This is a genomic window from Streptomyces daliensis (assembly GCF_054782395.1).
Genome location: NZ_BAAGSO010000123.1, coordinates 36,478 through 59,700 on the forward strand (window position 1 = coordinate 36,478; position 23,223 = coordinate 59,700).

Sequence of the window (23,223 nt, forward strand, 5' to 3'; positions counted from 1 at the left end):
ACAGGGGCGGGGACGGAGGCGCCGCGCGCGCCCTGGCGTACGGGCACGGGTAAGCCCACGGGTTCAGCAGCCCGACGACTCGGGGACGTCCGTGCCGCTCATCGCGACCAGCGCGCACAGGGTCTTCACCGAGACCTTCCAGTCGCCGTCCTGCTCGACGGCCGTGCCCTGCGCGTCGGGCAGCGCGGTGGCGCCCTTGAGCGTCAGCGCGTACGCCACGTCGGCCTCCCGGGCCGAGGTGAAGTCCACCTTCGAGACGTCCGCGCGCACCTGCTCGCCGCGCTCGTCGCCGTTGAACGCCTTGAGCAGCGGCCTGAGCCGCTCGCCGTCCTCCAGCACCTTCGTCTTCTCGTCCTGGGAGACGGCGGGGTCGAAGAACCGCTCCCAGTTCCTCGTGACCTCCTTCTCGGCCGCCGCCGGGTCGGCGGGCGCGCCCGTCGTCGCATCCGACGCGTCCGTCTCCTCTTCGGGGGCGGACGTGTCCTCCTCGGCCGACGGGGACACGACCTCCTCCGTCGGCCCCGGCTCGTTCTCGCGGTTCTCGGACGCGTCGCCGCACCCCGCCGTCGCGCCCGCCCCCAGGACGAGAACGGCCACAACCGTCACCCAACGCCCCCCACGGCACATCTGCCTCACCACCGCACGTAGTCGGTCTTCTGCGTTCGGCTTCCTCACGGCATAGTGCCCCTCAACGCGTGCCGTGCACAGGCACAAGGGGAGCCGAATGAGGACCTGGAGCGCGCGCCCGGGAGACGGCGCTGGGACGGCGGGCTGGGGAGTCTGGGCGGGCTGGGCCGCCCTGGCCGCGGGCGGCGTCCTGTGCGCGCTCGGCTGGTACGGCGTCTCCGGCGAACGCTTCGCCGAGCGCCAGCTCCCCTATCTCGCCTCGTGCACGGTGCCGGGGGCCGCGCTGATCGTCGCGGGTGCGGTGCTGCTGTCCGGGGGGATCGGCCGGGGTACGGGTACGGGTACGGGCGCGGGTGCGGAACGGGAGGCTCCGGAGCCCTCCGAACCCCCCGAGCCCCTGGAACCGGTGGCCTCTTCGACGGAGCCGCCCCTGTCCGTGCCCGGCGGACGGCTCGCCCACCGCCCCGACTGCCCCCTCGTGGACGGCAGACCCGACGCGGTACCGGCGCCGCAGGGCGCCGAGCCCTGCCCCGTCTGCGAACCGGACCACCCCGCACCGTCGTCCGGTCCCCCGCCGCACGGCCCCGAGCCGGGGGACCACGCGCCGCCCCGTGCGGGGCGCACGCCGTGAGCCTCACCTACGACCTCACGCTCGCCGGACTCGCCGTCGGCAGCGCCGCCGCGCTGACGGGCATCGGGCTGATCGTCACGTACCGCGCGACCGGCGTCCTCAACCTCGCGCACGGGGCCGTCGCGATGGTCGCCGCGTACGCGCTGCGGCAGTTCACCGTCGAGTGGGGCTGGCCCCTCCCGCTGGCGGCGGCCGTCACACTGTGCGTTCTCGCGCCCGCCTTCGGGCTGCTGCTGGACCTGGCCGTATTCCGCCCCCTCGCCGGGGAGACCGTGCCCGCGCTCGTCGCCTCGCTCGGTGTGTTCGTCCTCCTCGTCGGCGTCGCGACGCTGCTGTGGGGCACGGGGGCACGCTCCGACGCGCCGCGCATCCTGCCCGAGGACCCGTGGATCCAGCTCGCCGCCACCCTCGCGCTGGCCCTCGCCGTGGCCGCCGTGACCCGCTGGACGCGCTTCGGTCGCGAACTGCGCGCGGTCGTCGACGACCGCGCGCTCGCCCGCCTCACCGGAATCCACGCCGACCGCGTCTCCGCCGCGGGCTGGGCCTTCGGCACGTTCACCGCCGGTCTCACCGGCGTCCTCCTCGCGCCCGCGCTGCGCCTGGACCCGTACGGGCTGCCGCTGCTCGTCATGGAGGTGATGGCCGTCGCGGTCGTGGCGCGGATGCGCGGGCTGCCCGTCGCGATCGGCGCCGCGCTCGCCGTCGCCGTCGCGCAGAGCCAGCTCACCCGGTTCCACCCGGAGAACTGGGCCCAGCCGCTCCTCCAGTCCTTCGGCGCCAACCTCTTCGCCGTCGCGCTGCTCGTCGCGGCCCTCGCCCTGCCCGCGCCGCCCACGCCCGGCGCGTCCTCAGCCGCGTCACGCCCCACTCCCCCGCGCCTCGCCGCGAGGCACGGCGCTGGTCCGCTGCCGCTCGTCGCCGCCATCCTCTTCCTCCTGCCGCTCGGCTTCGCGGGCAGCGATCTGCGCACGTCCGTGCAGGTGCCCGCGCTGGCGGTGATCCTGCTGTCCCTGGTCGTCGTCACCGGGCGCGGCGGACAGATCTCGCTCGGCCAGGCCGCCTACGCGGGCCTCGGCGCGCTGTTCACAGCACACCTGTCCCCGCATCTGCCGAACCTGCTGGCGCTCGCCGCGGCCGTCGCGCTCGTCGCGCCGCTCGGCCTGCTCACCGGCTGGCCCGCGATCCGCCGCCAGGGCCTCGCACTCGCGCTGACCACGCTCGCGTTCTCGCTGACGGTGAGCAGATTCGTGCTCGACCAGCCCTACGCGACGGCCGGTCTCGCACCCGACAGGCCCGCCTGGTTCCACGGCGACCGCGCCTACTACACGCTCGAACTCGCCCTCCTCGCCCTCGCCGCCGCCACCGTCGCCCTGCTGCGCCGGGGACGCCACGGCCGCGCGCTCACCGCACTGCGCGACGACGAACGCGCCGCCTCGGCCGCCGGAGTCGCCGTCCCCGCACTGAAGCTGACCACATTCGTCACGGGCGCCGCGCTGGCGGCGCTCGGGGGCGGGATGCTGACGATGGGCGTACGGGCCTTCGACGCGGGCGCCTTCGACCCCGTGCGAGGGCTGCTGTGGTTCGCGGCGATCGTGGTCCTCGGCTCCGACAGCGTGATCGGGGCCCTGGCCGCCGCCGCGCTCCTGGTGGGCCTCGACGCGGGGGCCCAGGGCGGCTGGGCCGCTGCCGTGATCGGCGTCCTCGCGGTGCTGACGGGCCGTCACCCGGGGGTGGTCCCCGCCCTGACGGAAGCGGCACGACGCCTGACGTACGGAAGCCCCGCACCACGGCGCCCGGTCGTCCACCCGAGGAAACGCCCCAGCGCCGCGCCGTCCCCCAACGCCCGAACACCACGCACCGCCCCGGACGCGGACCCGAACCCAATCACCGCCACCAGCACAGGCGCGGACGCGGACGGGGGCACATGTCCGGGCCCGCACCCAGGCCCGACCACCCCCGCCCCGTCCCTCCTGCGCGCCCACTCCGTCACTGCCGCCTACGGCGGCCACCTCGCGCTCCGCGACACCGGCCTCACCGTCCCCCCGTACCGCGTCACCGCCCTCGTCGGCCCGAACGGAGCGGGCAAGAGCACCCTGTTCCACTGCCTCGCGGGCACGCTGCGTCCGCGTTCCGGGACGGTGCTGCTCGGCACGCGGGACGTCACGGGGCTGCCCCCGCACGCGCGCACGCGGCTGGGCGTCGCCCGTACGTTCCAGCAGCTCGCCGTCTTCCCTTCCCTGACCGTCGCCGAGAACGTGCGCGTCGGCGCCGAGTACACGGGCCTCTCCGCCCCCGCCACGCGGGACGCGACCGACCGCGCCCTGCGCCTGCTGCGGCTCGGGCCGCTGCGCGACACCCAGGCCGCCGGGCTGCCCACCGCCGTGCTGCGGCGCGTCGAACTCGCCCGCGCGCTGGCCACGAACCCGCACACGCTGCTTCTCGACGAGCCCACCGCCGGTCTGGACACGGCGGAGACGGCGGACCTCGTGCGCCTGCTGAGGGCGCTCGCAGCCGACGGCATGGCGCTGCTCGTCATCGAGCACGACCGCGCACTCGTCGCCGAACTCGCGGACACCGTCCACACCCTGGAGCCGCCCGGATGACCGTCGAACTCGCCCTGCACTGCGCCCGTGTCCGCTACGGCCCGCTGGAGGCCCTGCACGGTGTGGACCTGGTCTGCCCCTCGGCGCGGATCACCGCGCTGCTGGGGCGCAACGGTTCGGGACGTACGACGGTGCTGCGCGCCCTCGCGGGAATGGCACCGCTCTCGGCCGGCCGGGTGGTGTGGCGGGGCGCCGACGTGACGGGGACACCCGCGCAGGTACGGGCCCGCCGTGGCATGTTCCTGGTGCCGGACCGGGGCGCGGTCTTCGGCGGGCTCACCGTGGCCGAGAACCTCGCGCTCTCCTCACGTACGAGGAACGAGCCCACCGGCACGGAGACGAACCCGCTCCCCTATCCCGCGCTCTCCGCGCTGCTCCCGCGCCACGCGGCCACCCTCTCCGGCGGCGAGCAGCGGATGCTCGCCGTCACCCGCGCCCTGCTCTCGCCCGCGCGCGTTCTGCTCCTCGACGAGCCCACCTCGGGCATGTCTCCGGCCCACGCGGCCCGTACGTACGCGCTCCTGGCCGCCGCGACCCGCGAGGGCCGCACCGTCGTGGTGGCGGAGACGGCGCTCAGCGCGCCGCTCGCCGACGTCACCTGCGTCGTGCACGAACTGCGGCGCGGCACGGTCGCCTTCAGCGGGGAGCCCGCCGAACCGGGGGCTCCCCGCTGAAGAGGGGTCAGCGACTGCCCGGGACGACCAGCTTGGTACCCGTGGCCAGCATCTCGGGGCGCGGCCCTACGGCCCGGGAGTTGGCGCGGTAGAGCGACTGCCAGCCGCCCCTGAGCCGGTAGCGCTCGGCGAGGACGGACAGGTTCTCGCCCTCGCGCACGACGTGGACGCGGTCGCCGGGCCGCGTCGTCGCACGCTGCGTGGAGCGCTGGGCGCGCGGCTCGGCGGCGGGCCGCGCCGAGCCGCCGCCGCTGAGCCCGTGTCGCTTGGAGCACACGGGCCACGCCTTCCAGCCCTGAGTCTTCAGCACCTTCTTGGCGACGGCGATCTGCTGGTCGGGGGTGGCCAGGTCGGCGCGCGGCGCGTACTTGAGACCGCCGAACTCCTTCCAGGTGGGCTGCCCGAACTGGAGCCCGCCGTAGTAGTTGTTGCCCGTGTTGGTGCTCCAGCGCCCGCCGCTCTCGCACTGCGCGAGGCGGTGCCAGTCCGATCTGCCGGCGCTCGATCCGTCGAACACGGAGGTGGCAGGCGCACCCGACGGCGCACTCGCGAACGCGGCTCCTCCCGGCATCAGCGCCGCCGCCAGAGCCGTGAAGGCGACGGCGCCCGTACGCACCGTGGAGGAGCCCGACCAGGCCCTGGCTCTGGACCGGGCCAGGGATTCAGGAGTGCTCTCGTGCCGGTCGGCCGGACGGGACACGGCGCGGCCGAGCACGCGGATTCGGGACATACGATCACACTTCAGTGCCATCGGCACACGCTAGGCATGCCCGTGTCCGGGAACACCCCAACCGGGCCCACCCGACACGCGGACCCCACCCGGTCGGCGGACCGGGCGGGGCCCTAAGGGGTGTTCCCGGAGGCGCGTACACCTCACCGTCCACGCCTCACCGCGTACGCGTCACCACGTACGCCGCACCGCGCGCACCTCACCGCGCACCGCTCAGAGCGTCAGCCGCTGGCCGGGCACGATGAGGTCGGGATCGGCGCCGATAACGCCCTCGTTGGCGCGGTAGACGGCGCGCCAGTCCGTGCCGTGGGCTGCGGCGATGGAGCCCAGGGTGTCGCCCGCGCGCACGGTGTAGTCACCGCGGCCCGAGGCACCGCCAGCGCGGTCGGCCCGGTCGGCGCGCTCCGCGCCACCCTGGCCGCCGCTCTGGCCACCGCTCCGGCCGTCGCCCTGTCCGTCGCTCCCACCGCCGGTCCGGGGCGCGGCGGGCGCGCTGCCGCTCGCCCCGGCCTTCGCCGAGCAGGTGGGCCAGGCGCCCCATCCCTGTGCGGCCTGGACCTTGGTGGCGACGGCGATCTGCTGCGCCTTGCTGGCCTTGTCGGCGGTCGGCGCGTAGGCCCCGCCGCCGTAGGCACGCCACGTACCGGCGGAGAACTGGAGTCCGCCGTAGTAGCCGTTGCCGGTGTTGGTGCTCCAGTTCCCACCGCTCTCGCACTGGGCGAGGCGGTCCCACACTCCGTCGTTCGGCGCCGCGGCTGCCGTCGTGGCGGTGGCGGCGAGCAGCGCGAGCGGGGCGACGAGCCCGGCCCCTGTGAGCACTGCCGTTGTCCGACGCATGGACAGACGTATGGACAAGAGGAATCCCTCTCCACGAACCCGGGAGACCCCCGTCTCCCCCGCTGCGCGCGGGTGCCGTACGCGTCCGGCGTCGGCGCCCGCCCGCCGTCCCGGGCGGTGCTCTCTGCACCGCCGGGAATCTAGGGAGGTGCCTGCCCGGACATCAACCGCTTCCCCGTCACTCCAGGCCAGTTGCCGGTTACCGGTTATAGCGGCGATTTCCGGACACCCACTAAAAACCCTCTTGTCATCATTTCAGGCCCGACGTCGGTCGCGATCTGTGACTCAGTTCACCGCCTCAACTTCCGTGCCCCCGGCAGGGATTAACGGAGCGTGAGCGATTCCCCCGCTTTTTCACCCTCCGCAGGGGACGCGCGGATTCCGCTCCCGCTCGCGCGTGACCGCTACCACAGATCGCCCGTTGTCCTTACGGACAGGAACCGAACACCAGGAGCCCCCCGTGTCCCCCATGCTCGATGTCAGCGACGACGTACGCGCCGAGATCGGCGACGAAGAGGCCAACCGCCTTCTCGCCGGAGAGAACGCCCCGGGCAGCTACGACTGCACCTCGTGCCGCACCCCCGGGAACACCGGCCAGGAGCGCACCAGCACCGTCCTCTTCGTCGGCGAGGAGACGGCCGTGCTCGCCTTCGCGCACGCCACCTGCATCCCCTCGCAGGTCGTCGCGGTCTCCGAGGAGCAGGTCCAGGGCGCCGTACGGACCATCACCGGCGACGACGGCGGCGCGGCCCGGACCGTGCCCGCTCCGTCCCCCGCACCGATGGCCCCCGTCCCCGCCGAGGGGCCACGGCCCGCGCCGCGCCAGGCCGTGCTGGGCGTCACCTGCGGCCAGGTGCTCCTCGGTGAGACGCTGCACGCCGCGCTCGTCGTCGAGCCGACGGGCCCCATCGCCCGCCCCGGCTCCGACGGGCCCGGCGACGACTTCCTCCCCCTCCTCATCGAGCAGGGCTTCACGCCGGTCAACGACGTGGCGTACGTGCCGGGGACGCTGGGCGGCTGGTCCGTGCTGCTCGCCGTCGGCCAGCTGCACGCCATCCTCCAGCCGCCCACGCAGGGCAGCGCCCAGCCCACCTCCTGGTGGCAGGCGCACCAGCCGCTCGCGGTCACCGAGGGCTGGCGCACCGCCGCCAACAAGAACAGCAGCGTCATCGTCTACGGCGCCCCCGCCGGATCCATCGGCCAGCAGCCCCGCGAGGACCTGCTGCGCGAGGCGCTGGAGAAGGCCGCGCTGCACGGCGTGCTCGTCGCCGCGACGATGCCCCTCGCGGGTACATGAGCGGCACCGGCCACGCGCCCGCGCCACCGCACCGCCACCCGTGCGATCAGGTCATTCAACGGCGGCGCCCGCATCCGCCCGGCAACGCGGTCGTTGGCTCAGACGTGCACCCTTACGAACCTCCCCGAGCCCACAATCCGCACCTCAACCAGAGCCAGATCCCCGGCATGCGCGGGGCGCACGACACGCTTCCCGGAACAGGCTCCGGCACGCCGATCTACGACTCGCTCTACGCGGAGTACCGCAGACTCTTCCGGGCGCTCCCGGGAGACCGCACGGGCGAGGAGGAGCTGCGGTTCGAGGGCTTCGGGACGGTGCACGGCACGGGCACGGGCAACTGGGACACCACCGCCTGGCACAGCGGAAGCTGGAGCAGCAACTGGGGCGTGGAGGCCGCACGGCAGCGGCCACTCCCCGCCCTCCCGCCGGGCCCGCGCGACGGGCATGCGTACGGCCTCTGACCCGGGACGGCGCACGCACGAGGGGGCGGCAGGAACAGGGGCGGGGCGGCGAGCACATGCTCACCGCCCCGCCCCTGTCGCGCGCCCAAGCGGACGTCCAGCGCGTCCTACTTCTTCTTGTTCCGGCCCCGCTTCTCGCGCACCCGCACCGACAGGTGGATCGGCGTGCCCGCGAAGCCGAACTCCTCGCGCAGCCGCCGCTCGATGAAGCGCCGGTAGCCCGCCTCCAGGAAGCCGGAGGCGAAGAGGACGAACCGCGGGGGCCTGGTGCCCGCCTGGGTGCCGAACAGGATGCGGGGCTGCTTGCCGCCGCGCACCGGGTGCGGGTGCGAGGCGACGATCTCGCCGAGGAAGGAGTTCAGCCGCCCGGTCGGCACCCGGGTCTCCCAGCCCTCCAGCGCGGTCTCGATCGCCGGGACCAGCTTCTCCATGTGCCGCCCTGTGCGCGCCGAGACGTTGACGCGCTGCGCCCACTGCACCTGCACGAGGTCGCGCTCGATCTCCCGCTCCAGGTAGAAGCGGCGCTCCTCGTCGAGGGTGTCCCACTTGTTGTAGGCGATGACGAGCGCGCGGCCCGCCTCCACCGCCATGGTGATGATGCGCTGGTCCTGGACGCTGATCTCCTCGCTGACGTCGATCAGCACGACAGCGACCTCCGCCTTCTCCAGCGCCGCCGCGGTGCGCAGTGAGGCGTAGTAGTCGGCGCCCTCCTGGAGGTGGACGCGGCGCCTGATGCCCGCCGTGTCGATGAACTTCCAGGTCTTGCCGCCCAGTTCGATCAGCTCGTCGACCGGGTCACGGGTCGTGCCCGCGACCTCGTTGACGACGACGCGGTCCTCGCGCGCCACCTTGTTCAGCAGCGACGACTTGCCCACGTTCGGACGGCCGATCAGCGCCACCCGCCGGGGCCCGCCGAGCCCGCCCGCGCCGAAGCTCTGCTCCGGCGCCTCGGGCAGCGCCTCCAGCACCGCGTCCAGCAGATCGCCCGTGCCGCGCCCGTGCAGGGCCGACACGGGGTGCGGCTCGCCGAGGCCCAGCGACCACAAGTACGCGGCCTCCGCCTCGGCCGAGGGGCCGTCCACCTTGTTGGCGCACAGCACCACGGGCTTGCCCGCGCGGCGCAGCAGCTTCACGACGGCCTCGTCCGTGTCCGTCGCGCCGACCTGCGCGTCCACGACGAAGACGACCGCGTCGGCCGCCTCCACCGCGTACTCGGCCTGCGCGGCGACGGAGGCGTCGATGCCGAGCACGTCCTGCTCCCAGCCGCCGGTGTCGACGACCTTGAAGCGGCGGCCCGCCCACTCCGCCTCGTAGGTGACGCGGTCGCGGGTGACTCCGGGACGGTCCTCGACGACGGCCTCGCGGCGGCCGATGACGCGGTTCACGAGAGTCGACTTGCCGACGTTCGGGCGGCCCACGACCGCCAGGACCGGCAGCGGGCCGTGCCCGGCCTCGCCGAGCGCGCCCTCCACCTCTTCGAGGTCGAAGCCCTCCTCCGCGGCGATCTCCATGAACTCCGCGAACTCGGCGTCGCCCAGCTCACCATGCTCGTGCTCGTCGCCGCCGGAGCCGCCGGAGTGGTTCTGGTCGTTCATGACGTCTCGTCCTCGTCGTTCTTCTCAGGTGGTCCGCCGCCCCCGTGCGCGCCGGTTCGGGCACGTACGGGAGGCCGCTGCTTCACGTCTGTACGGTTCTGTACGGTCGGGCCGCGGCCCCGGAGCATCCGCGCCCCGGAGTCCGCACCATCAGCGCCCCGTGAGCCGCTTCGCCTCGGCCAGGTGGTCGGTGAGCCGCTTCTGGACGCGCACCGTCGCCTCGTCCAGCGCCGCCCTGGTGCGCCGCCCGCTGCCGTCCCCCGCCTCGAACGGGTCGCCGAAGACGACGTCGACCCTGCTGCGCAGCGGCGGCAGGGCCCCTATCAGCCGGGAGCGCCGCTCGGCGCTGCCCAGCACGGCCACGGGGACGACGGGCGCCCCCGAGCGTACGGCGAAGTACGCGAGGCCCGAGCGGAGCGAGGCGAAGTCGCCCTCTCCCCTGGTGCCCTCCGGGAAGATGCCGAGCACCCCGCCCCGCTCCAGCACGCCGAGCGCGTTGCCGATGGCGGCGCGGTCGGCGGTGGTGCGGTCGACCTTGACCTGGCCGATGCCCGTCAGGAACGGGTCGAGGGGGCCGACGAACGCCTCCGCCTTGATCAGGAAGTGCACGGGCCTGGGGGCCGTGCCCATCAGCATCGGGCCGTCGATGTTGTGGGAGTGGTTGACCGCCAGTATCGCGGGCCCCGTCGGCGGCACCCGCCAGGCGCCCAGGACGCGGGGCTTCCACAGCCCGTACATCAGCCCGATGCCGATGCGCCGCCCCGTGGCGGCCCCGCGCGCGCTGGGCACGGGGGCCGGCTCTGCCTTGCCGGTCACGTGGCGGCCTGCCCCGCCTTCTGGTCCTCAGCGGCCTGCTCGCGTGCCGCCTTCTCCGTCGCCGCCTTGTCGATCAGGGTGACGACGCACTCGATGACCTGGTCCAGGGACAGCTCGGTGGTGTCCACCTCGACCGCGTCGTCCGCCTTCTTGAGCGGGGAGGTCTTACGGCTGGAGTCGGCCTGGTCCCGCTTGGCCAGTGCCTCGCGCGTGGCGCCGAGGTCGGTGGCCTCCTTGCCCTTCAGCTCGCCGCTGCGCCGGGCCGCCCTGGCCTCGGCCGAGGCGGTGAGGAAGACCTTGAGATCGGCGTCCGGCAGGACGGTGGTGCCGATGTCCCGGCCCTCGACGACGATGCCGCGCTCGGCCCCGGCCGCGATGGTGCGCTGAAGCTCGGTGATCACGGTGCGCACCTCGGGCACGGCGCTGACCGCGCTGACCGCCGCCGAGACCTCCTGCGTACGGATGGGGCCCGAGGCGTCCTGCCCGTCGGCGAAGATCGTGGGCTCGGCCGGGTCCGTGCCGGAGACGATCGAGGGCTTGCCCGCGGCGGCGGCCACGGCGTCCGCGTCGTTCACGTCGACGCCGTTGGTCAGCATCCACCAGGTGATCGCGCGGTACTGCGCTCCGGTGTCGAGGTAGCTCAGCCCCAGCTTGGCCGCGACCGCCTTCGACGTGCTGGACTTGCCCGTGCCGGCGGGGCCGTCGATGGCGACAATCACTACAGACACGGTGGGGGTGACCTTTCTCGAAACACGGGCAGGAGCGCGAGGGCCGAATGGCCCCGCCCAAGGCTACCTGCCTCACGCGAGGAGCCGACATCGGGAAACCGGTGCGGCCCCCGCCGTCCCACCCCTCACACGGCGTCCCGGGCCCGGCCCCGCGCTCACTCCTGGCGGATGGACCAGCCCCGCTCCCGCAGGGCCGCCTTGAGCATCCGCACGGCACCCGGCTCGACCATGATCTGCACATGTCCGGCCTGCTGGCCCGTGGAGTGCTCGATCCGCACGTCCTCGATGTTCACCCCGGCCGCTCCCGCGTCCGCGAAGATGCGCGACAGCTCGCCCGGCTGGTCGCTGATCAGCACCGCGACCGTCTCGTAGGCTGCGGGGGCCTGGCCGTGCTTGCCCGGCACCCGTGTGCGGCCCGCGTTGCCCCGGCGCAGCATCCGCTCGATGCCGTCCACGCCTCCGCCGCGCTTCTCCAGGTCGGCGGACTCCAGGGCGCGCAGCGCCCGCACCGTCTCGTCCAGGTCCCCCGCCACCTCGGCGAGGATGTCGGCGACGGGCCCCGGGTTGGCGGAGAGGATCTCCACCCACATCGCGGGGTCGGAGGCCGCGATCCGGGTCACGTCCCTGATGCCCTGGCCACAGAGGCGTACGGCCGTCTCGTCGGCGCTCTCCAGGCGGGCCGCGACCATGCTGGACAGCAACTGCGGGGTGTGCGAGACGAGCGCGACGGCGCGGTCGTGCGCGTCGGCGTCCATCACCACCGGCACCCCTCCGCACAGCGCGACCAGCTCCAGCGCCATGTTGAGCACCGCGGTGTCCGTGGCCGCCGTCGGGGTCAGCACCCAGGGGCGGCCCTCGAAGAGGTCGCCGGCCGCTGCGAGCGGGCCGCTCTGCTCGCGGCCCGCCATGGGGTGGGTGCCGAGGTACGTCGACAGATCGCAGCCGAGCTGCTCCAGCTCCCCGAGCGGGCCGCCCTTCACACTGCCGACGTCGATGTAGCCGCGCGCCAGCCCCTGGCCCTGCGCCTCGGCGACGACGGCGGCGATGTGCGTGGGCGGCACGGCCACGATCGCCAGGTCGACGGGGCCCTCGGGCTCGTCCAGGGTGCCCGCGCCCAGGGAGGCGGCCGTGCGGGCCCGCTCCGGTTCGTGGTCACGCAGATGCACCCGCACCCCGCGCGCCGCGAGGACGAGCGCGGCCGAGGTGCCGATGAGTCCGGTGCCGAGGACGAGGGCTGTGCGCATTACTGGGCGATGTCCTTGCGGAGCGCGGCGGCGGCGCCGAGGTAGACGTGGCTGACGTCCTGCTTGGACAGCCCGGTCTCTATGTGCGCGAGCACGCGCACCACGCGCGGCATGGCGCCCTCGATCTCCAGCTCCTGGGCGCAGATCAGCGGAACGTCCACGATCTCGAGCTTGCGCGCGGCAGCCGCCGGGAAGTCGCTGTGCAGGTCGGGGGTGGCCGTGAACCAGACGCTGATCAGATCGTCGGGCGTCAGGGCGTTGCGCTCCAGGACGGTCGTGATCAGCTCGGAGACCCGCTCGTGCATGTGCCCGGACTCGTCCCGGTCCAACTGGACGGCGCCCCGTACCGCTCGTACCGCCACGTGTTCGCTCCGCTCCCGCTCGTGTTCCTGCCGTGCTCGTCGCGGCTCGGCACCGCGGCGACCAGCGTAAGCGTGTCCGCGCGCGGATGTCCCTCGGGACCGCACACTGAGACGCTAGACAGGGAGGCATGATCTTCCTTGTGGCGCCGCTCGACGACTGGCTGGTCGCCCCCGACCGCCCGTTCGCCCCGGCCGCCCTCACGGACGACGGCTTCGTCGCCTGCGCCCCCGACGAGCAGGCTGCGCTGGCGGAGGCCGACGCGCGCTTCCGTGGGACGGCGGGCCCCGTGATGGCCCTGATGATCGACGAGCACAAGCTGGAGGCCCGCGTCCGCTGGGAGCCCTGGCCCCACGTCTACGGCCGCGTCAACCGGACCGCCGTCGTCGGGATACTGGAGGTCCGGCGCGACGAGGACGGCCGCGCGGTGTCACTGGCGCTCTGGTCCTGAGCGGGGCCGAATCCGGCCCCGCTCAGGCACCGGCACCGCTCAGAGGCCGACCTCGTTCATCAGCATCCCGACCTCGGTGTTGGTCATGCGCCGCAGCCAGCCGGACTTCTGGTCGCCCAGCGCGATGGGCCCGAAGCGGGTGCGCACCAGCTTGTCGACGGGGAAGCCCGCCTCGGCGAGCATGCGCCGCACGATGTGCTTGCGGCCCTCGTGGAGGGAGACCTCGACGAGGTAGTTCTTGCCCGTGTTCTCGACGACCTTGAAGTGGTCGGCACGCGCGTACCCGTCGTCCAGCTTGATGCCGTCCTTGAGCCGCTTGCCGAGATCGCGCGGCAGCGGGCCCTGGATGGCCGCCAGATAGGTCTTCTTCACGCCGTACCGGGGGTGGGTCAGCCGGTGGGACAGCTCGCCGTGGTTGGTGAGCAGGATGAGGCCCTCGGTCTCGGTGTCCAGGCGGCCGACGTGGAAGAGGCGGGTCTCCCGGTTCTGGACGTAGTCGCCCAGGCACTGGCGCCCGTCCGGGTCCTCCATCGACGCGACGACGCCCGCGGGCTTGTTCAGCGCGAAGAAGAGGTAGGACTGCGTCGCGATGGTCAGCCCGTCGACCTTGATCTCGTCCTTCTGCGCGTCGACGCGCAGGCCCTGCTCCAGGATGATCTGGCCGTTCACCTCGACCCTGGCCTGCTCGATCAGCTCCTCGCAGGCGCGGCGCGAGCCCATGCCCGCGCGGGCGAGCACCTTCTGGAGCCGCTCGCCGTCGACCTCGCCGAAGGTCTTGGGGAGCTGGAGCGCGGGCTTGCTGTGCCGGGCCCTGTTGCGCTCCTCGATCTGCGCCTCGTACTCGCGGGGCCGTGCCGGTGCCGAGGCCCTGCGGGCGCGCGCCTTGGGGGCGCCGCTCTTGGTGACGTTCCGCGCCGCGCTCTTCGGGCCCTTCGGAGCGCCCTGCGAGCCGCCGGGGCCGCCGCGCGGCCCCTTCGGAGCGCCCTGGCCGCCCTGAGAGCCCCCGGAGCCCTGCGGGCCGCCCCGACCGCCTCCGGAGGGCGCGCCGCTCCTGGAGCCGCCCTTGGGGCCGCTCTTGGGGCCGCCCTTGGGGCCACCGGGCCCGCCGGGGCCGCCGGTCCGCGCGCCCTTCGGCGCGGACGCGCCCTTACGGGCCCCGGAGCCGGAGCCCGCGCCGCCGCCCGAGCCGCCCTGTCCGCCGCCGGAACGGGAGGGGCCGCCGCCGGAACGGGACTGCCCCGCGCCAGGGCGGCCGCCGTCCTGGTCGTAGCGGCGCTCTTCCGGACGGGGTCGGCCCGCACGCTGCTGCTTGTCGTCGCGCTTGTTGCCCGCGCCCCGGTAATCGCGGTTACCGCCGGTGTTCCTGCCGCTGCTTCGCATCAATGTTCCGTCGTCTGGGGGTCGTCGCCGCTGTCGTCTACGTCGAACGACGGCATGCCTTCCTGGGAGTCCCCCTCGACGGCCTCGGCCTCTGGGAGGAAGGGCGCCAGTTCCGGAAGCTCGTCCAGGCCGCGCAGGCCCATCCGCTCCAGAAAGTAATGCGTCGTCCTGTACAGGATCGCACCTGTCTCGGGTTCCGTGCCCGCCTCCTCCACCAGACCCCGCTGGAGGAGGGTCCGCATGACCCCGTCGCAGTTCACTCCGCGCACCGCCGAGACCCTGGAGCGGCTCACCGGCTGCCGGTACGCCACGACGGCCAGCGTCTCCAGTGCGGCCTGCGTGAGCCGCGCCTGCTGGCCGTCGAGGACGAAGCTCTCGACGGCGTCGGCGTACTCGGCGCGGGTGTAGAAGCGCCAGCCCCCGGCCACGAGGCGCAGCTCGAAGCCGCGGCCCTGGCGCGCGTACTCGTCCTCCAGCTCGCGCAGCGCGTCCGAGACCTCGCGGCGGCGGCGCTGGAGCACCTTCGCCAGGTGCTCCTCGGTCGCGGGCTCGTCGACGACCATCAGGACGGCCTCCAGCGCGGGCTTCAGCTCCAGCTCGGCGACCGCGCTGGCCCCCGCGGGGGGCTCGGCCGAGGGGTCGGCCTGGGATCCGGCCTGCGCCCCGGCCTGGGGCTCGGTCCCCGCGGGTTCCGGAAGCTCGTACGTCTCCTCGCTCATGCGCGTGCTCCCTCGTCGTCGTCCCGTGCTTCCGGCGCGTCCGGCTCTGCTCGCTGGGCTTGCTCGTCGCGCAGCGGCTGCGGGCCCTGGTCGAACTCGTCGGACACCAGCTCCTCCGCCGCCTCGGCCTCGCCCCCGCTCCAGCGCACGACGAGGTCCCCCAGCGCCTCCTCCTGCTCCAGCGCTACGGCGCGCTCGCGATACAGCTCCAGGAGGGCCAGGAAGCGGGCGACGACGGTGAGGGTGTCCGGCGCGTCCTCGGTCAGCGTCCGGAAGGTCACCTCGCCCAGCTCCCGCAGCCGCGCCACGACCACCTCGGCCTGCTCCCTGACGCTGACCAGGGGCGCGTGGATGTGCTCGACGTACACCTGCGGCTTCGGCTTCGGCTGCATCGCCTTCACGGCGAGCCTGGCGAAGCCCTCGGCCCCGATGCTGATGACGACCTCGGGCAGCAGCTCGGCGTGATGCGGCTCCAGGCCGACGGTACGGGGGTAGCGCCGCGACTCGTCGGCCAGCCGCCGCGCGAAGATTCCGGCGATCTCCTTGTACGCGCGGTACTGGAGCAGCCGCGCGAACAGCAGGTCCCGCGCCTCCAGCAGCGCGAGGTCCGCCTCGTCCTCGACCTCCGCCGTGGGCAGCAGCCGCGCGGCCTTCAGATCGAGCAGCGTCGCGGCGACGACGAGGAACTCCGTCGTCTGGTCCAGGTCCCAGTCGGGGCCCATCGCGTGGATGTACGCCATGAACTCGTCGGTGACCTTGGACAGCGCGACCTCGGTGACGTCCAGCTTGTGCTTGGAGATGAGCTGGAGGAGCAGGTCGAAGGGCCCCTCGAAGTTGTCGAGGACGACCTTGAACCGCCCGTCGTCCGGTTCCGGGGCGGGGGCCGGTTCGCTCTCGGGAGGGGACTCCCCCTCGGGCTCCGTCTCGGGCTCCTCCGCCACGGGAGCGGGGGCCTCCGCCGGTACCGGCCCGGCCGGTGCGGGGACGGTGACGACCGGCTCGAGCTCGGGCTCGGGTTCCGGCTCGGGAGCCGGTTCCGGCTCCGGTGCGCGCTCCGGCTCGCCCTCGCCCTCCGGAACCGCGGGGAACGCGCCCGGGCCCCGGCCCAGGGGGCGGCGTGCGGCTCTGGACGGGGGCTCCGCGTAGTCGTCAGGAGTGGACATCGCGGGCAGCGTACTGGCAACCACCACCGCCGACGGCGGCGGCACGGCCGGTCAACGGCCGCCCGGCGCCGGGCCCGGACCCGGACCCGGGCCCGCTCAGCGTCCCCGCAGGCGGCGTACGAGGATGCTCGCGTCGCCCCGCGATTCGAGGTCGGCGAGGACCACGGCGACCGCCTCGCGGACGATACGGCCGCGGTCGACGGCGAGCCCGTGCTCGCCGCGCAGCACGAGCCGCGCGTGCTCCAGGTCCATCAGCTCCTCGGCGGAGACATAGACCGTGATCTTCTCATCGTGGCGCTCGCGCCCGCTGGGCCGGCGGTTGGCCCCGCGGCCACGCCTGGCCGTCGAACCGCCCGCGGCCTGCCGCCCCTTGGCCTGGCCGCGCGCGGCGGCCGAGGACCCCGGACCCGCCTGGCCCTGGCCCTGCCCCTGGGACGCCTGCGACGGAGACTGCGACTGCGGCGACTGGACGCCCTGCGCCGCCGCCTGGGCGACGGAGCGCCGCCCCTCGGACGTGCCGTTGCCCAGACCCTGCTGGCCCTGGGGCTGGCCGTGCCGCTGGGCCTGACCCGGTCCCGTGCCCTGCGCCGGAACGGAGTTCTGCCGCTGCGGCTGACGCTTCCCCTGGCTTTCCTGGGCTTCCCTGCCGCCGTGCTCGTCGCCCGTCGCCCCCGGGCCCGTCCCGGAGCCCGAGGAGGTGCCACCGGCGGACGGGGACTCGGCGTCCTCGTCCGAGGACGTGTGCGCGTCGTCCCCGTGCCCCGCGCCCGTCGGCCCCGTGCCTGTGCCGGGCTCGGCGGCGGGCCCCGGTACCCGTCCGGGGCGGGCGCCGGAACCGGAGCCCTGACCGGTTCCGGCGCCGCCGTGCGGGGGTGCCTCACCGTTGGACTGGTTCTCCTGCTGGGGGGCCGAGGGCTGGACGGCGGATCCCCCGGTGGTACGGAACAGTTCGTCGGCTGCCGGCAGACTCACTCGGCGTGGCACCGGGCGAGCACCTCCCTGGCGAGCTGGCGGTAGGCGGCGGCACCGACGGAGTTGGAGGCGTACGTCGTGATCGGCTCACCGGCGACGGTGGTCTCGGGGAAGCGGACGGTGCGGCCGATGACCGTGTGGTAGACGTGGTTGTCGAACGCCTCCACCACCCGCGCCAGGACCTCGCGGCTGTGCACGGTGCGCGAGTCGTACATCGTCGCGAGGATGCCGTCGAGCTCCAGCTCCGGGTTGAGCCGCTCCTGCACCTTCTCGATCGTCTCGGTCAGCAGGGCCACACCGCGCAGCGCGAAGAACTCGCACTCCAGCGGCACGATCACCTTGTGCGCGGCCGTCAGCGCGTTGACCGTGAGCAGGCCCAGCGAGGGCTGGCAGTCGATGACGATGAAGTCGTAGTCGTTCAGCAGCGGGCCCAGGGCGCGCTGGAGTGTCGACTCGCGCGCTACCTCGCTGACCAACTGGACCTCGGCGGCCGACAAGTCGATATTGCTGGGAAGCAGGTCCATCCCCGCGACCGCCGTCTTCAGCAGCACCTCGTCGGGCGCGAGCCCCCGCTCCATGAGCAGGTTGTAGACGGTGAGGTCCAGCTCCATCGGGTTCACACCGAGGCCCACGGAGAGCGCGCCCTGCGGGTCGAAGTCGACCAGCAGCACCCGGCGTCCGTACTCGGCGAGCGCGGCGCCCAGGTTGATGGCCGACGTCGTCTTGCCGACGCCGCCCTTCTGGTTGCACATCGCGATGATCTTCGCCGGGCCGTGCTCGCTGACGGGTCCGGGGATCGGGAAGTACGGGAGGGGGCGCCCGGTCGGGCCGACACGCTCGCGGCGCTGACGCGCGGCGTCGGGCGCGAGAGTGGCCGCGTACTCGGGGTCCGGCTCGTACTCCGCGTCGGGGTCGTAGAAGTGCCCCTCGGGCAGCTCGCCGTGCGGAACGGCGTACTTCGGGTCACTGTAGTCGGCGACGCGCTCGGCGGACTGGCCGCCCGCGGGGTCCCCGGCCATGGCGTTCACGTGGTGGCCGTCCATGCTCTGGTGGGCTGTCGTGTTCGGTGTGGAGTTCTGACGGGATGCGAAGGTGCGGACGGCGACGGAGCCGACAGCCTCGGGCCCCGAGGGACCCCGGTCCCTCGCAGGCGCTCCTGGTTGACCACCCCCGGGAGAAAATGTCGACTCATTCACAAGTCGTCCTACCTCCTTGGTGACCAGGAAACTTCTAGACAGGTCAGCGTGACACCATGCCGACGGTTGGCGACTCTATGGCGTGTCGGCGGTTCACAGCAACACAATCCGCCGGAGACGGCACGATGTGTCGGCAAGTCAACACCCTGATGTCAAGAGGCACAGAGGGCACTCGGACCCGTTTCCCGGGTGGGCAAAACGGTGAGAGTGTGACGTTCAAGGCGAGTTGAGCCATGGCCACAGGGTCGGCGGTGTGCCATCGGTTACGCCACCGGCCGAACCTCGCGCGGCAAGGTCCGGCCGGTGACGTGATGTTGCCGACGTTGACGCGTCGGGTTGACCGCGACGCGCCGGGTCGACTTCCGGGCCGCGGTCGAGCGGCGGTCGATCAGCCCAGCAGCGAGATGAGATCCCGGCTCGGCAGCCCGTGCGCCTCCGCGACGGGCCCGTAGACGACCTCGCCGTCATGCGTGTTGAGGCCCTTGGCCAGCGCGGCGTCACGCCGCAGCGCCTCGCGCCAGCCCCGGTTCGCCAGCTCGACGATGTAGGGCAGCGTGGCGTTCGTCAGCGCGTGGGTCGAGGTGTTGGGCACCGCACCCGGCATGTTCGCGACGCAGTAGAAGACCGAGTCGTGCACCTTGAACGTCGGCTGCGCGTGCGTCGTCGGGCGCGAGTCCTCGAAGCAGCCGCCCTGATCGATCGCGATGTCGACAAGGACACTTCCCGGCTTCATGCGCGACACCAGCTCGTTGGTGACGAGCTTCGGCGCCTTGGCACCGGGGATCAGCACGGCACCCACGACGAGGTCGGCCTCCATGACCGCGCGCTCCAGCTCGTACGCGTTCGAGGTGACGGTGCGCACCTTGGTGCCGAAGATCTTGTCGGCCTCGCGCAGCTTGCTGATGTCCTTGTCCAGCAGCGTCACATGGAAGCCCAGGCCGATGGCGATCTGGGTGGCGTTCCAGCCGGACACGCCGCCGCCGATGACGACGGCGCGGCCCGCGTGGACACCGGGCACGCCGCCGGGCAGCACGCCGCGGCCACCGGCCGAGGCCATCAGGTGGTACGCGCCGACCTGGGGCGCGATGCGGCCCGCGACCTCGGACATCGGGGCGAGCAGCGGAAGCTGACGGCCCGCCGTCTCGACGGTCTCGTAGGCGATGGCCGTGGTGCCCGACTCCAGCAGCGCGTCGGTGCACTCGCGGGAGGCGGCGAGGTGCAGATACGTGAAGAGCGTCTGGTCCTTGCGCAGGCGGTGGTACTCCTCCGCGACCGGCTCCTTCACCTTGAGCAGCAGATCGGCGGTGGCCCACACCTCGTCGGCCGTGGCCAGGATGCCGGCGCCCGCGGAGACGTACTCCTCGTCCGCGATGGACGAGCCCGTTCCTGCGCCCTGCTCCACGTAGACCTGGTGGCCGTTGCGCACCAACTCGTGCACCCCGGCCGGGGTGATGGCCACGCGGAACTCGTTGTTCTTGACCTCGCGGGGGATGCCGACCTTCACGTCGATCACGGTCCTTGAATCTGGGGGTCTCGGGGCTTCAGAAGACTTCCGAAGAAGGCAGAGAACCGGGCGCATCCCACCTCATCAGGGCACATAGGGGGAATGCCGGAAGCGACCGGGACGGCCTCGGCCCAGCCAGTCTAATGAAGGATCCTGAGCTGTCCAGCCTTGTAAAGGGTCAATCTTTCTTGGATTGACTATGGGTTTCGCAGGCTCCCTCAGTGTTACGACTGCGGGTCGCCGGGTCACCACCCTCGGTGCCCGCGCCCTCGCCCCCTGGCCCTCCCAGCAGGCGTTCCGCCTCCGCCCTGTGCTCACGGGCCTCGGCCGTCTCGCCCACCCGCTCGCAGGCGTCGGCCAGCCGCAGCCGCAGCGCCCCCTCAAGGCGCCCGTCCTTGGCGCGCTTCGCCGCGTTCAGCGCCAGACGGCAGATGCGCAGCGACTCCTGCGGACGGCCCGCGTACTCCTGGACCCGCGCCACCTCGCTCAGCGCCCGCGCGTGCGCCTGCGGATCCCGCAGCCTGCGGAAGGCCGCGGCGGCGGCCCGCCACTCGCGCAGCGCGTCCCCGAACCGGCCGCCGAAGGTGTGCACAGCACCGATGCGGCCGTGCAGCCGCGCCGCCGCCTCCCGCTCGCCGTTCGTCAGCCGCAGCGCGAGCGCCCTGCCGTACCAGTCGGCGGCGCGCGCCCAGTCGCCCAGCTCCGCGTAGGTGCCACCGATCGACTCCAGCGCGCGGCCCGTCGCCGGACCGTCCCTGCCGTCGGCCCGAGAGGCGTCGAGCGCCGCGCGGTAGCGGGTGACGGCCTGGGTGAGCCTGCCCGTGTGCGCGTCGAGATCGCCGAGATTGAGCAGCGCCGCAGCGTGCTCGCGGTGCAGCCCGCCGCGCTCGGCCACACCGAGGACCAGCTCGTGCAGCCGGTACAGCTCCGGAGCCGCCGCCTCGGGGGTGCGGTGCGCGTCGAAGGCACGGGCCAGCGCGGAGATCAGCCTGCGGGCCAGGGTGTCCAGCTCGCCGCCGCCCTCGTCCACCGCGAGCCGCGCGGCGGCCAACAGCGCGGGCCGCCGCACCTCCAGCCACTCACCGGCCTCGGCCGCCGACGCGAAGCGCAGCGCCCGGGGCATCCCCTCGAACTGCTCACGCGCGGCGGAGCCCTCAGGGCGCGTGACGGCGTGGCACGCCTGGAGCTGCCGTACGGTCCGCTCCAGCATCCGCGCCCGCGCCAGCAGCACCTCGCCCTGCCGCTCCTGCTGCGCCAGCAGGGCGCGCAGCGGGGGGTCGAGACAGGGCGGCAGGGCGTAGTGGGGCCCCGCCGCCGTCTCGACGGCCGGGGCGCGGTCCTCGCGCTCGCCGTGCGGGTCGTCTTGCCGGTCGTCGTTCGCGCGTACGGGGTGCAGCAGGCCCAGCTTCACGAACTCGTCCAGCGTGGAGCGCGCCACGCCGACCGAGCAGCCCGCCAGAGCCGAGGCCGTGTGCGTGTCGACGAAACCGGCCGGGGCCAGAGTGAGCAGGCGCAGCATGCGCGCGGCGGTCTGCGGAAGCGAGTCGTAGACCAGCCGGAAGGCCCGCTCCAGCGGATCGGACTGGGGGGCGCCCGCGAGCCGCCTGGCCGCGTCCGCGACCGACAGCTTGGTCCTGGAGGCCAGCCACCCGCCCGCCAGCGCGAGCGCGGCGGGCAGATCCCCGCACGACTCCGCCAGCGCCTCCGCGCTGCGCGGGTCCACGGTGATGCGGGGCGCGGAGCCCGAGCGCCGCGCGAGCAGTTGGACGGCGGCCGTGCGGTCGAGTCCGCCGACCGTGCAAGGACGGACATCCGGGACGCCGGTCAGCGGGCCCGCGCCCACCGCGACGACGAGGCAGTCGCGAGTGTCCGGCAGCAGGTCGAGCAGTTGCTCGGGCGAGGCGACGTCGTCGAGGAGCAGCAGCACGCGCCGCTTGCCGAGCGCTTCGCGCAGCGCCTCGTACAGCTCGTCCTCGTCCGCCCCGGCGGGGGCGGGCGCCGCGCCGAGTGCGGCGAGGAGGTCACGGGCCGTGCGTTCCGGGGGTACGGGGACGCCGCCCGGATCCGTCAGGCGGGCCCGCAGCACGCCGCCGGGCCAGCGGTCGGCGTTGCGCCGCACGAACTCCTCCGCCAGCGCGGTGCGGCCCGAGCCCGGGCGGCCCGCGATGAGGAGGACGCGGCTGTGCGGGGAGGGACGGCCCGAGAGCGTGTGCAGTCCGGCGCGCTCGATGTCGGCCCGCAGTTCCCGCAGCTCGCGGGCCCTGCCCACGAAGTCCTCGCGGGGCGCGGGGTGGTGCGCTGTACCCGGTGTACGGGCGGGGGTACGGGCCGGTTCCCTCTTCGGCCCGTGCCCGGACCCGGGGCCGGGTTCCTTGGCCTGGTCCGGCACCTGCTCTGGGAGCTGACCGGTCGCACTGGTGGCCAGGACTGGCGTCCCGGCCGGATCCGGGGCCGCCTCCGAGGCCGCCTCGTGCCTCGCGTCTGTGTGCTGCACCGCCTGATCCGTCACGGGTTACGCTCCCGTCCACCTGCGTCTGCGCGGAACGCACCGAGCGTAGTTCACCGGGTGCGGTCGGGCTTGGAGCGCGGGGCCCGTGACCGGGCCGAAAATCACTGCATCGGATCAGCGGGTCCCCTTCGCGGGGTGCGGAAGGAAACGGCGGTGCCCCGTTCGTCGGGGGTGTTGCGCGGGACGGTTCGCCGGTGTGGTGGGTGCCGCAGGGTCCCGCGCTGATTTTTGTGCCGCGTCACGGGGGTGCCGTCGTGTGGCTTGGCGCCGTGTTCGGCTGCCTGGCCGGTGGCTTCGGCGCGGCGTGTGGACCGGTAGTTCGCGGCTGGCGCCGCGTGATTCTTGGCTCGGGCCGGTGGCCGTGTGGGGTACGTGTTCTACGGTGTCCGGTGCCGCGCCGGGGTGTCTCCTCGGCGTGAAGGTTTCGTTTTTGGCGTTCGGCCGGTGACTTTCTCGACCTGCGGGGACACCCCACCCCGTCCCCGTCCCGCCGGTGACCCACCGCTACTCCGGGTGGGCTGGGGTCGGCTCCTTGGCGTGCGGCGGCACGCCCACCCCAGCGCGGGACCTACGGTCCCCACTCCCCGGGCCGACCGTCCCGCGCAACACCCCCTGTCGGGGGTGCGCCTGCCCGAGTACCCCTTGGGGTTTCGTCCGCGTGTGGCGGGCCGGTGGCACGGGTTGTGCCCACCCTCCCCCAGCTACCGCTGGGAGGTGCCCCCTCGC

21 protein-coding genes are annotated in these 23,223 nt (G+C 73.7%); 6 read left to right on the top strand and 15 right to left on the bottom strand.

What is annotated here, in order from left to right:
* Nucleotides 1-63: 63 nt before the first annotated feature.
* Nucleotides 64-597, bottom strand: coding sequence for a hypothetical protein (locus ACYVOO_RS35565; RefSeq protein ID WP_461019855.1), 534 nt, complete (start codon nucleotides 595-597; stop codon nucleotides 64-66).
* 127 nt (nucleotides 598-724) lie between these two features.
* On the opposite strand from ACYVOO_RS35565, the gene ACYVOO_RS35570 reads away from it, so the two are divergent.
* Genes ACYVOO_RS35570 through ACYVOO_RS35580 form a run of 3 tightly spaced genes read left to right on the top strand, consistent with a single transcriptional unit; the run spans nucleotide 725 to nucleotide 4,535 of the window.
* Nucleotides 725-1,258 (top strand): hypothetical protein, encoded by a 534-nt coding sequence (locus tag ACYVOO_RS35570; protein ID WP_461019856.1) that lies wholly within the window; start codon nucleotides 725-727, stop codon nucleotides 1,256-1,258.
* Nucleotides 1,255-3,861, top strand: coding sequence for an ABC transporter permease subunit (locus ACYVOO_RS35575; RefSeq protein ID WP_461019857.1), 2,607 nt, complete (start codon nucleotides 1,255-1,257; stop codon nucleotides 3,859-3,861). The genes ACYVOO_RS35570 and ACYVOO_RS35575 overlap by 4 nt, the downstream gene beginning before the upstream one ends.
* A complete protein-coding gene (locus tag ACYVOO_RS35580) occupies nucleotides 3,858-4,535 on the top strand; it encodes an ATP-binding cassette domain-containing protein (RefSeq protein ID WP_461019858.1) in 678 nt (225 codons plus the stop codon). Before ACYVOO_RS35575 ends, ACYVOO_RS35580 begins: the two co-directional genes overlap by 4 nt.
* Before the next feature lie 7 nt (nucleotides 4,536-4,542).
* Here the strand turns inward: ACYVOO_RS35580 and ACYVOO_RS35585 are convergent, their stop codons facing one another.
* Both ACYVOO_RS35585 and ACYVOO_RS35590 read right to left on the bottom strand, forming a co-directional pair.
* The gene (locus tag ACYVOO_RS35585; protein ID WP_461019859.1) at nucleotides 4,543-5,265 is read right to left on the bottom strand and encodes a transglycosylase family protein; all 723 of its coding nucleotides are present in this window, start codon (nucleotides 5,263-5,265) and stop codon (nucleotides 4,543-4,545) included.
* 213 nt (nucleotides 5,266-5,478) lie between these two features.
* Complete coding sequence (locus tag ACYVOO_RS35590) at nucleotides 5,479-6,102, bottom strand: LysM peptidoglycan-binding domain-containing protein (RefSeq protein ID WP_461019860.1); 624 nt, start codon at nucleotides 6,100-6,102, stop codon at nucleotides 5,479-5,481.
* A 469-nt stretch (nucleotides 6,103-6,571) separates the two neighbouring features.
* On the opposite strand from ACYVOO_RS35590, the gene ACYVOO_RS35595 reads away from it, so the two are divergent.
* Nucleotides 6,572-7,399 (top strand): hypothetical protein, encoded by an 828-nt coding sequence (locus ACYVOO_RS35595; protein ID WP_461019875.1) that lies wholly within the window; start codon nucleotides 6,572-6,574, stop codon nucleotides 7,397-7,399.
* A 167-nt stretch (nucleotides 7,400-7,566) separates the two neighbouring features.
* The gene (locus ACYVOO_RS35600) at nucleotides 7,567-7,860 is read left to right on the top strand and encodes a hypothetical protein (RefSeq protein ID WP_461019861.1); all 294 of its coding nucleotides are present in this window, start codon (nucleotides 7,567-7,569) and stop codon (nucleotides 7,858-7,860) included.
* Between the two features lie 107 nt (nucleotides 7,861-7,967).
* Here the strand turns inward: ACYVOO_RS35600 and der are convergent, their stop codons facing one another.
* From der to aroH, 5 genes are all read right to left on the bottom strand, one after another.
* Nucleotides 7,968-9,455 (bottom strand): ribosome biogenesis GTPase Der, encoded by a 1,488-nt coding sequence (gene der, locus ACYVOO_RS35605; protein WP_461019862.1) that lies wholly within the window; start codon nucleotides 9,453-9,455, stop codon nucleotides 7,968-7,970.
* Nucleotides 9,456-9,605: 150 nt separating this feature from the next.
* Nucleotides 9,606-10,193 carry a lysophospholipid acyltransferase family protein gene (locus ACYVOO_RS35610; RefSeq protein WP_461019876.1) on the bottom strand — a complete coding sequence of 196 codons (588 nt, stop codon included), beginning with the start codon at nucleotides 10,191-10,193 and terminating at the stop codon, nucleotides 9,606-9,608.
* Nucleotides 10,194-10,267: 74 nt separating this feature from the next.
* Nucleotides 10,268-10,999, bottom strand: coding sequence for a (d)CMP kinase (gene cmk / locus ACYVOO_RS35615; protein WP_461019863.1), 732 nt, complete (start codon nucleotides 10,997-10,999; stop codon nucleotides 10,268-10,270).
* A gap of 155 nt (nucleotides 11,000-11,154) precedes the next feature.
* Nucleotides 11,155-12,243, bottom strand: a complete 1,089-nt coding sequence (locus ACYVOO_RS35620) for a prephenate dehydrogenase (protein WP_461019864.1) — start codon at nucleotides 12,241-12,243, stop codon at nucleotides 11,155-11,157.
* Nucleotides 12,243-12,605 carry a chorismate mutase gene (gene aroH, locus ACYVOO_RS35625; protein ID WP_461019865.1) on the bottom strand — a complete coding sequence of 121 codons (363 nt, stop codon included), beginning with the start codon at nucleotides 12,603-12,605 and terminating at the stop codon, nucleotides 12,243-12,245. The genes ACYVOO_RS35620 and aroH overlap by 1 nt, the downstream gene beginning before the upstream one ends.
* A gap of 128 nt (nucleotides 12,606-12,733) precedes the next feature.
* Here aroH and ACYVOO_RS35630 point away from each other — a divergent pair, with 128 nt between their 5' ends.
* Nucleotides 12,734-13,054, top strand: a complete 321-nt coding sequence (locus ACYVOO_RS35630) for a DUF952 domain-containing protein (protein WP_453350979.1) — start codon at nucleotides 12,734-12,736, stop codon at nucleotides 13,052-13,054.
* Nucleotides 13,055-13,093: 39 nt separating this feature from the next.
* Here the strand turns inward: ACYVOO_RS35630 and ACYVOO_RS35635 are convergent, their stop codons facing one another.
* From ACYVOO_RS35635 to ACYVOO_RS35665, 7 genes are all read right to left on the bottom strand, one after another.
* Nucleotides 13,094-14,434, bottom strand: coding sequence for a pseudouridine synthase (locus ACYVOO_RS35635; protein WP_461019866.1), 1,341 nt, complete (start codon nucleotides 14,432-14,434; stop codon nucleotides 13,094-13,096).
* On the bottom strand, nucleotides 14,434-15,153 hold the full coding sequence (gene scpB / locus ACYVOO_RS35640) for an SMC-Scp complex subunit ScpB (RefSeq protein WP_461019867.1): 720 nt from the start codon (nucleotides 15,151-15,153) through the stop codon (nucleotides 14,434-14,436). The genes ACYVOO_RS35635 and scpB overlap by 1 nt, the downstream gene beginning before the upstream one ends.
* Complete coding sequence (locus tag ACYVOO_RS35645) at nucleotides 15,150-16,316, bottom strand: segregation and condensation protein A (protein WP_461019868.1); 1,167 nt, start codon at nucleotides 16,314-16,316, stop codon at nucleotides 15,150-15,152. Before ACYVOO_RS35645 ends, scpB begins: the two co-directional genes overlap by 4 nt.
* A gap of 96 nt (nucleotides 16,317-16,412) precedes the next feature.
* On the bottom strand, nucleotides 16,413-17,288 hold the full coding sequence (locus ACYVOO_RS35650) for a hypothetical protein (protein WP_461019869.1): 876 nt from the start codon (nucleotides 17,286-17,288) through the stop codon (nucleotides 16,413-16,415).
* A complete protein-coding gene (locus ACYVOO_RS35655; protein ID WP_461019870.1) occupies nucleotides 17,285-18,331 on the bottom strand; it encodes a ParA family protein in 1,047 nt (348 codons plus the stop codon). The genes ACYVOO_RS35650 and ACYVOO_RS35655 overlap by 4 nt, the downstream gene beginning before the upstream one ends.
* A 541-nt stretch (nucleotides 18,332-18,872) precedes the next feature.
* Complete coding sequence (ald, locus tag ACYVOO_RS35660) at nucleotides 18,873-19,988, bottom strand: alanine dehydrogenase (RefSeq protein WP_461019877.1); 1,116 nt, start codon at nucleotides 19,986-19,988, stop codon at nucleotides 18,873-18,875.
* A gap of 178 nt (nucleotides 19,989-20,166) precedes the next feature.
* Nucleotides 20,167-22,377, bottom strand: a complete 2,211-nt coding sequence (locus ACYVOO_RS35665; protein ID WP_461019878.1) for a tetratricopeptide repeat protein — start codon at nucleotides 22,375-22,377, stop codon at nucleotides 20,167-20,169.
* Nucleotides 22,378-23,223: the final 846 nt, after the last annotated feature.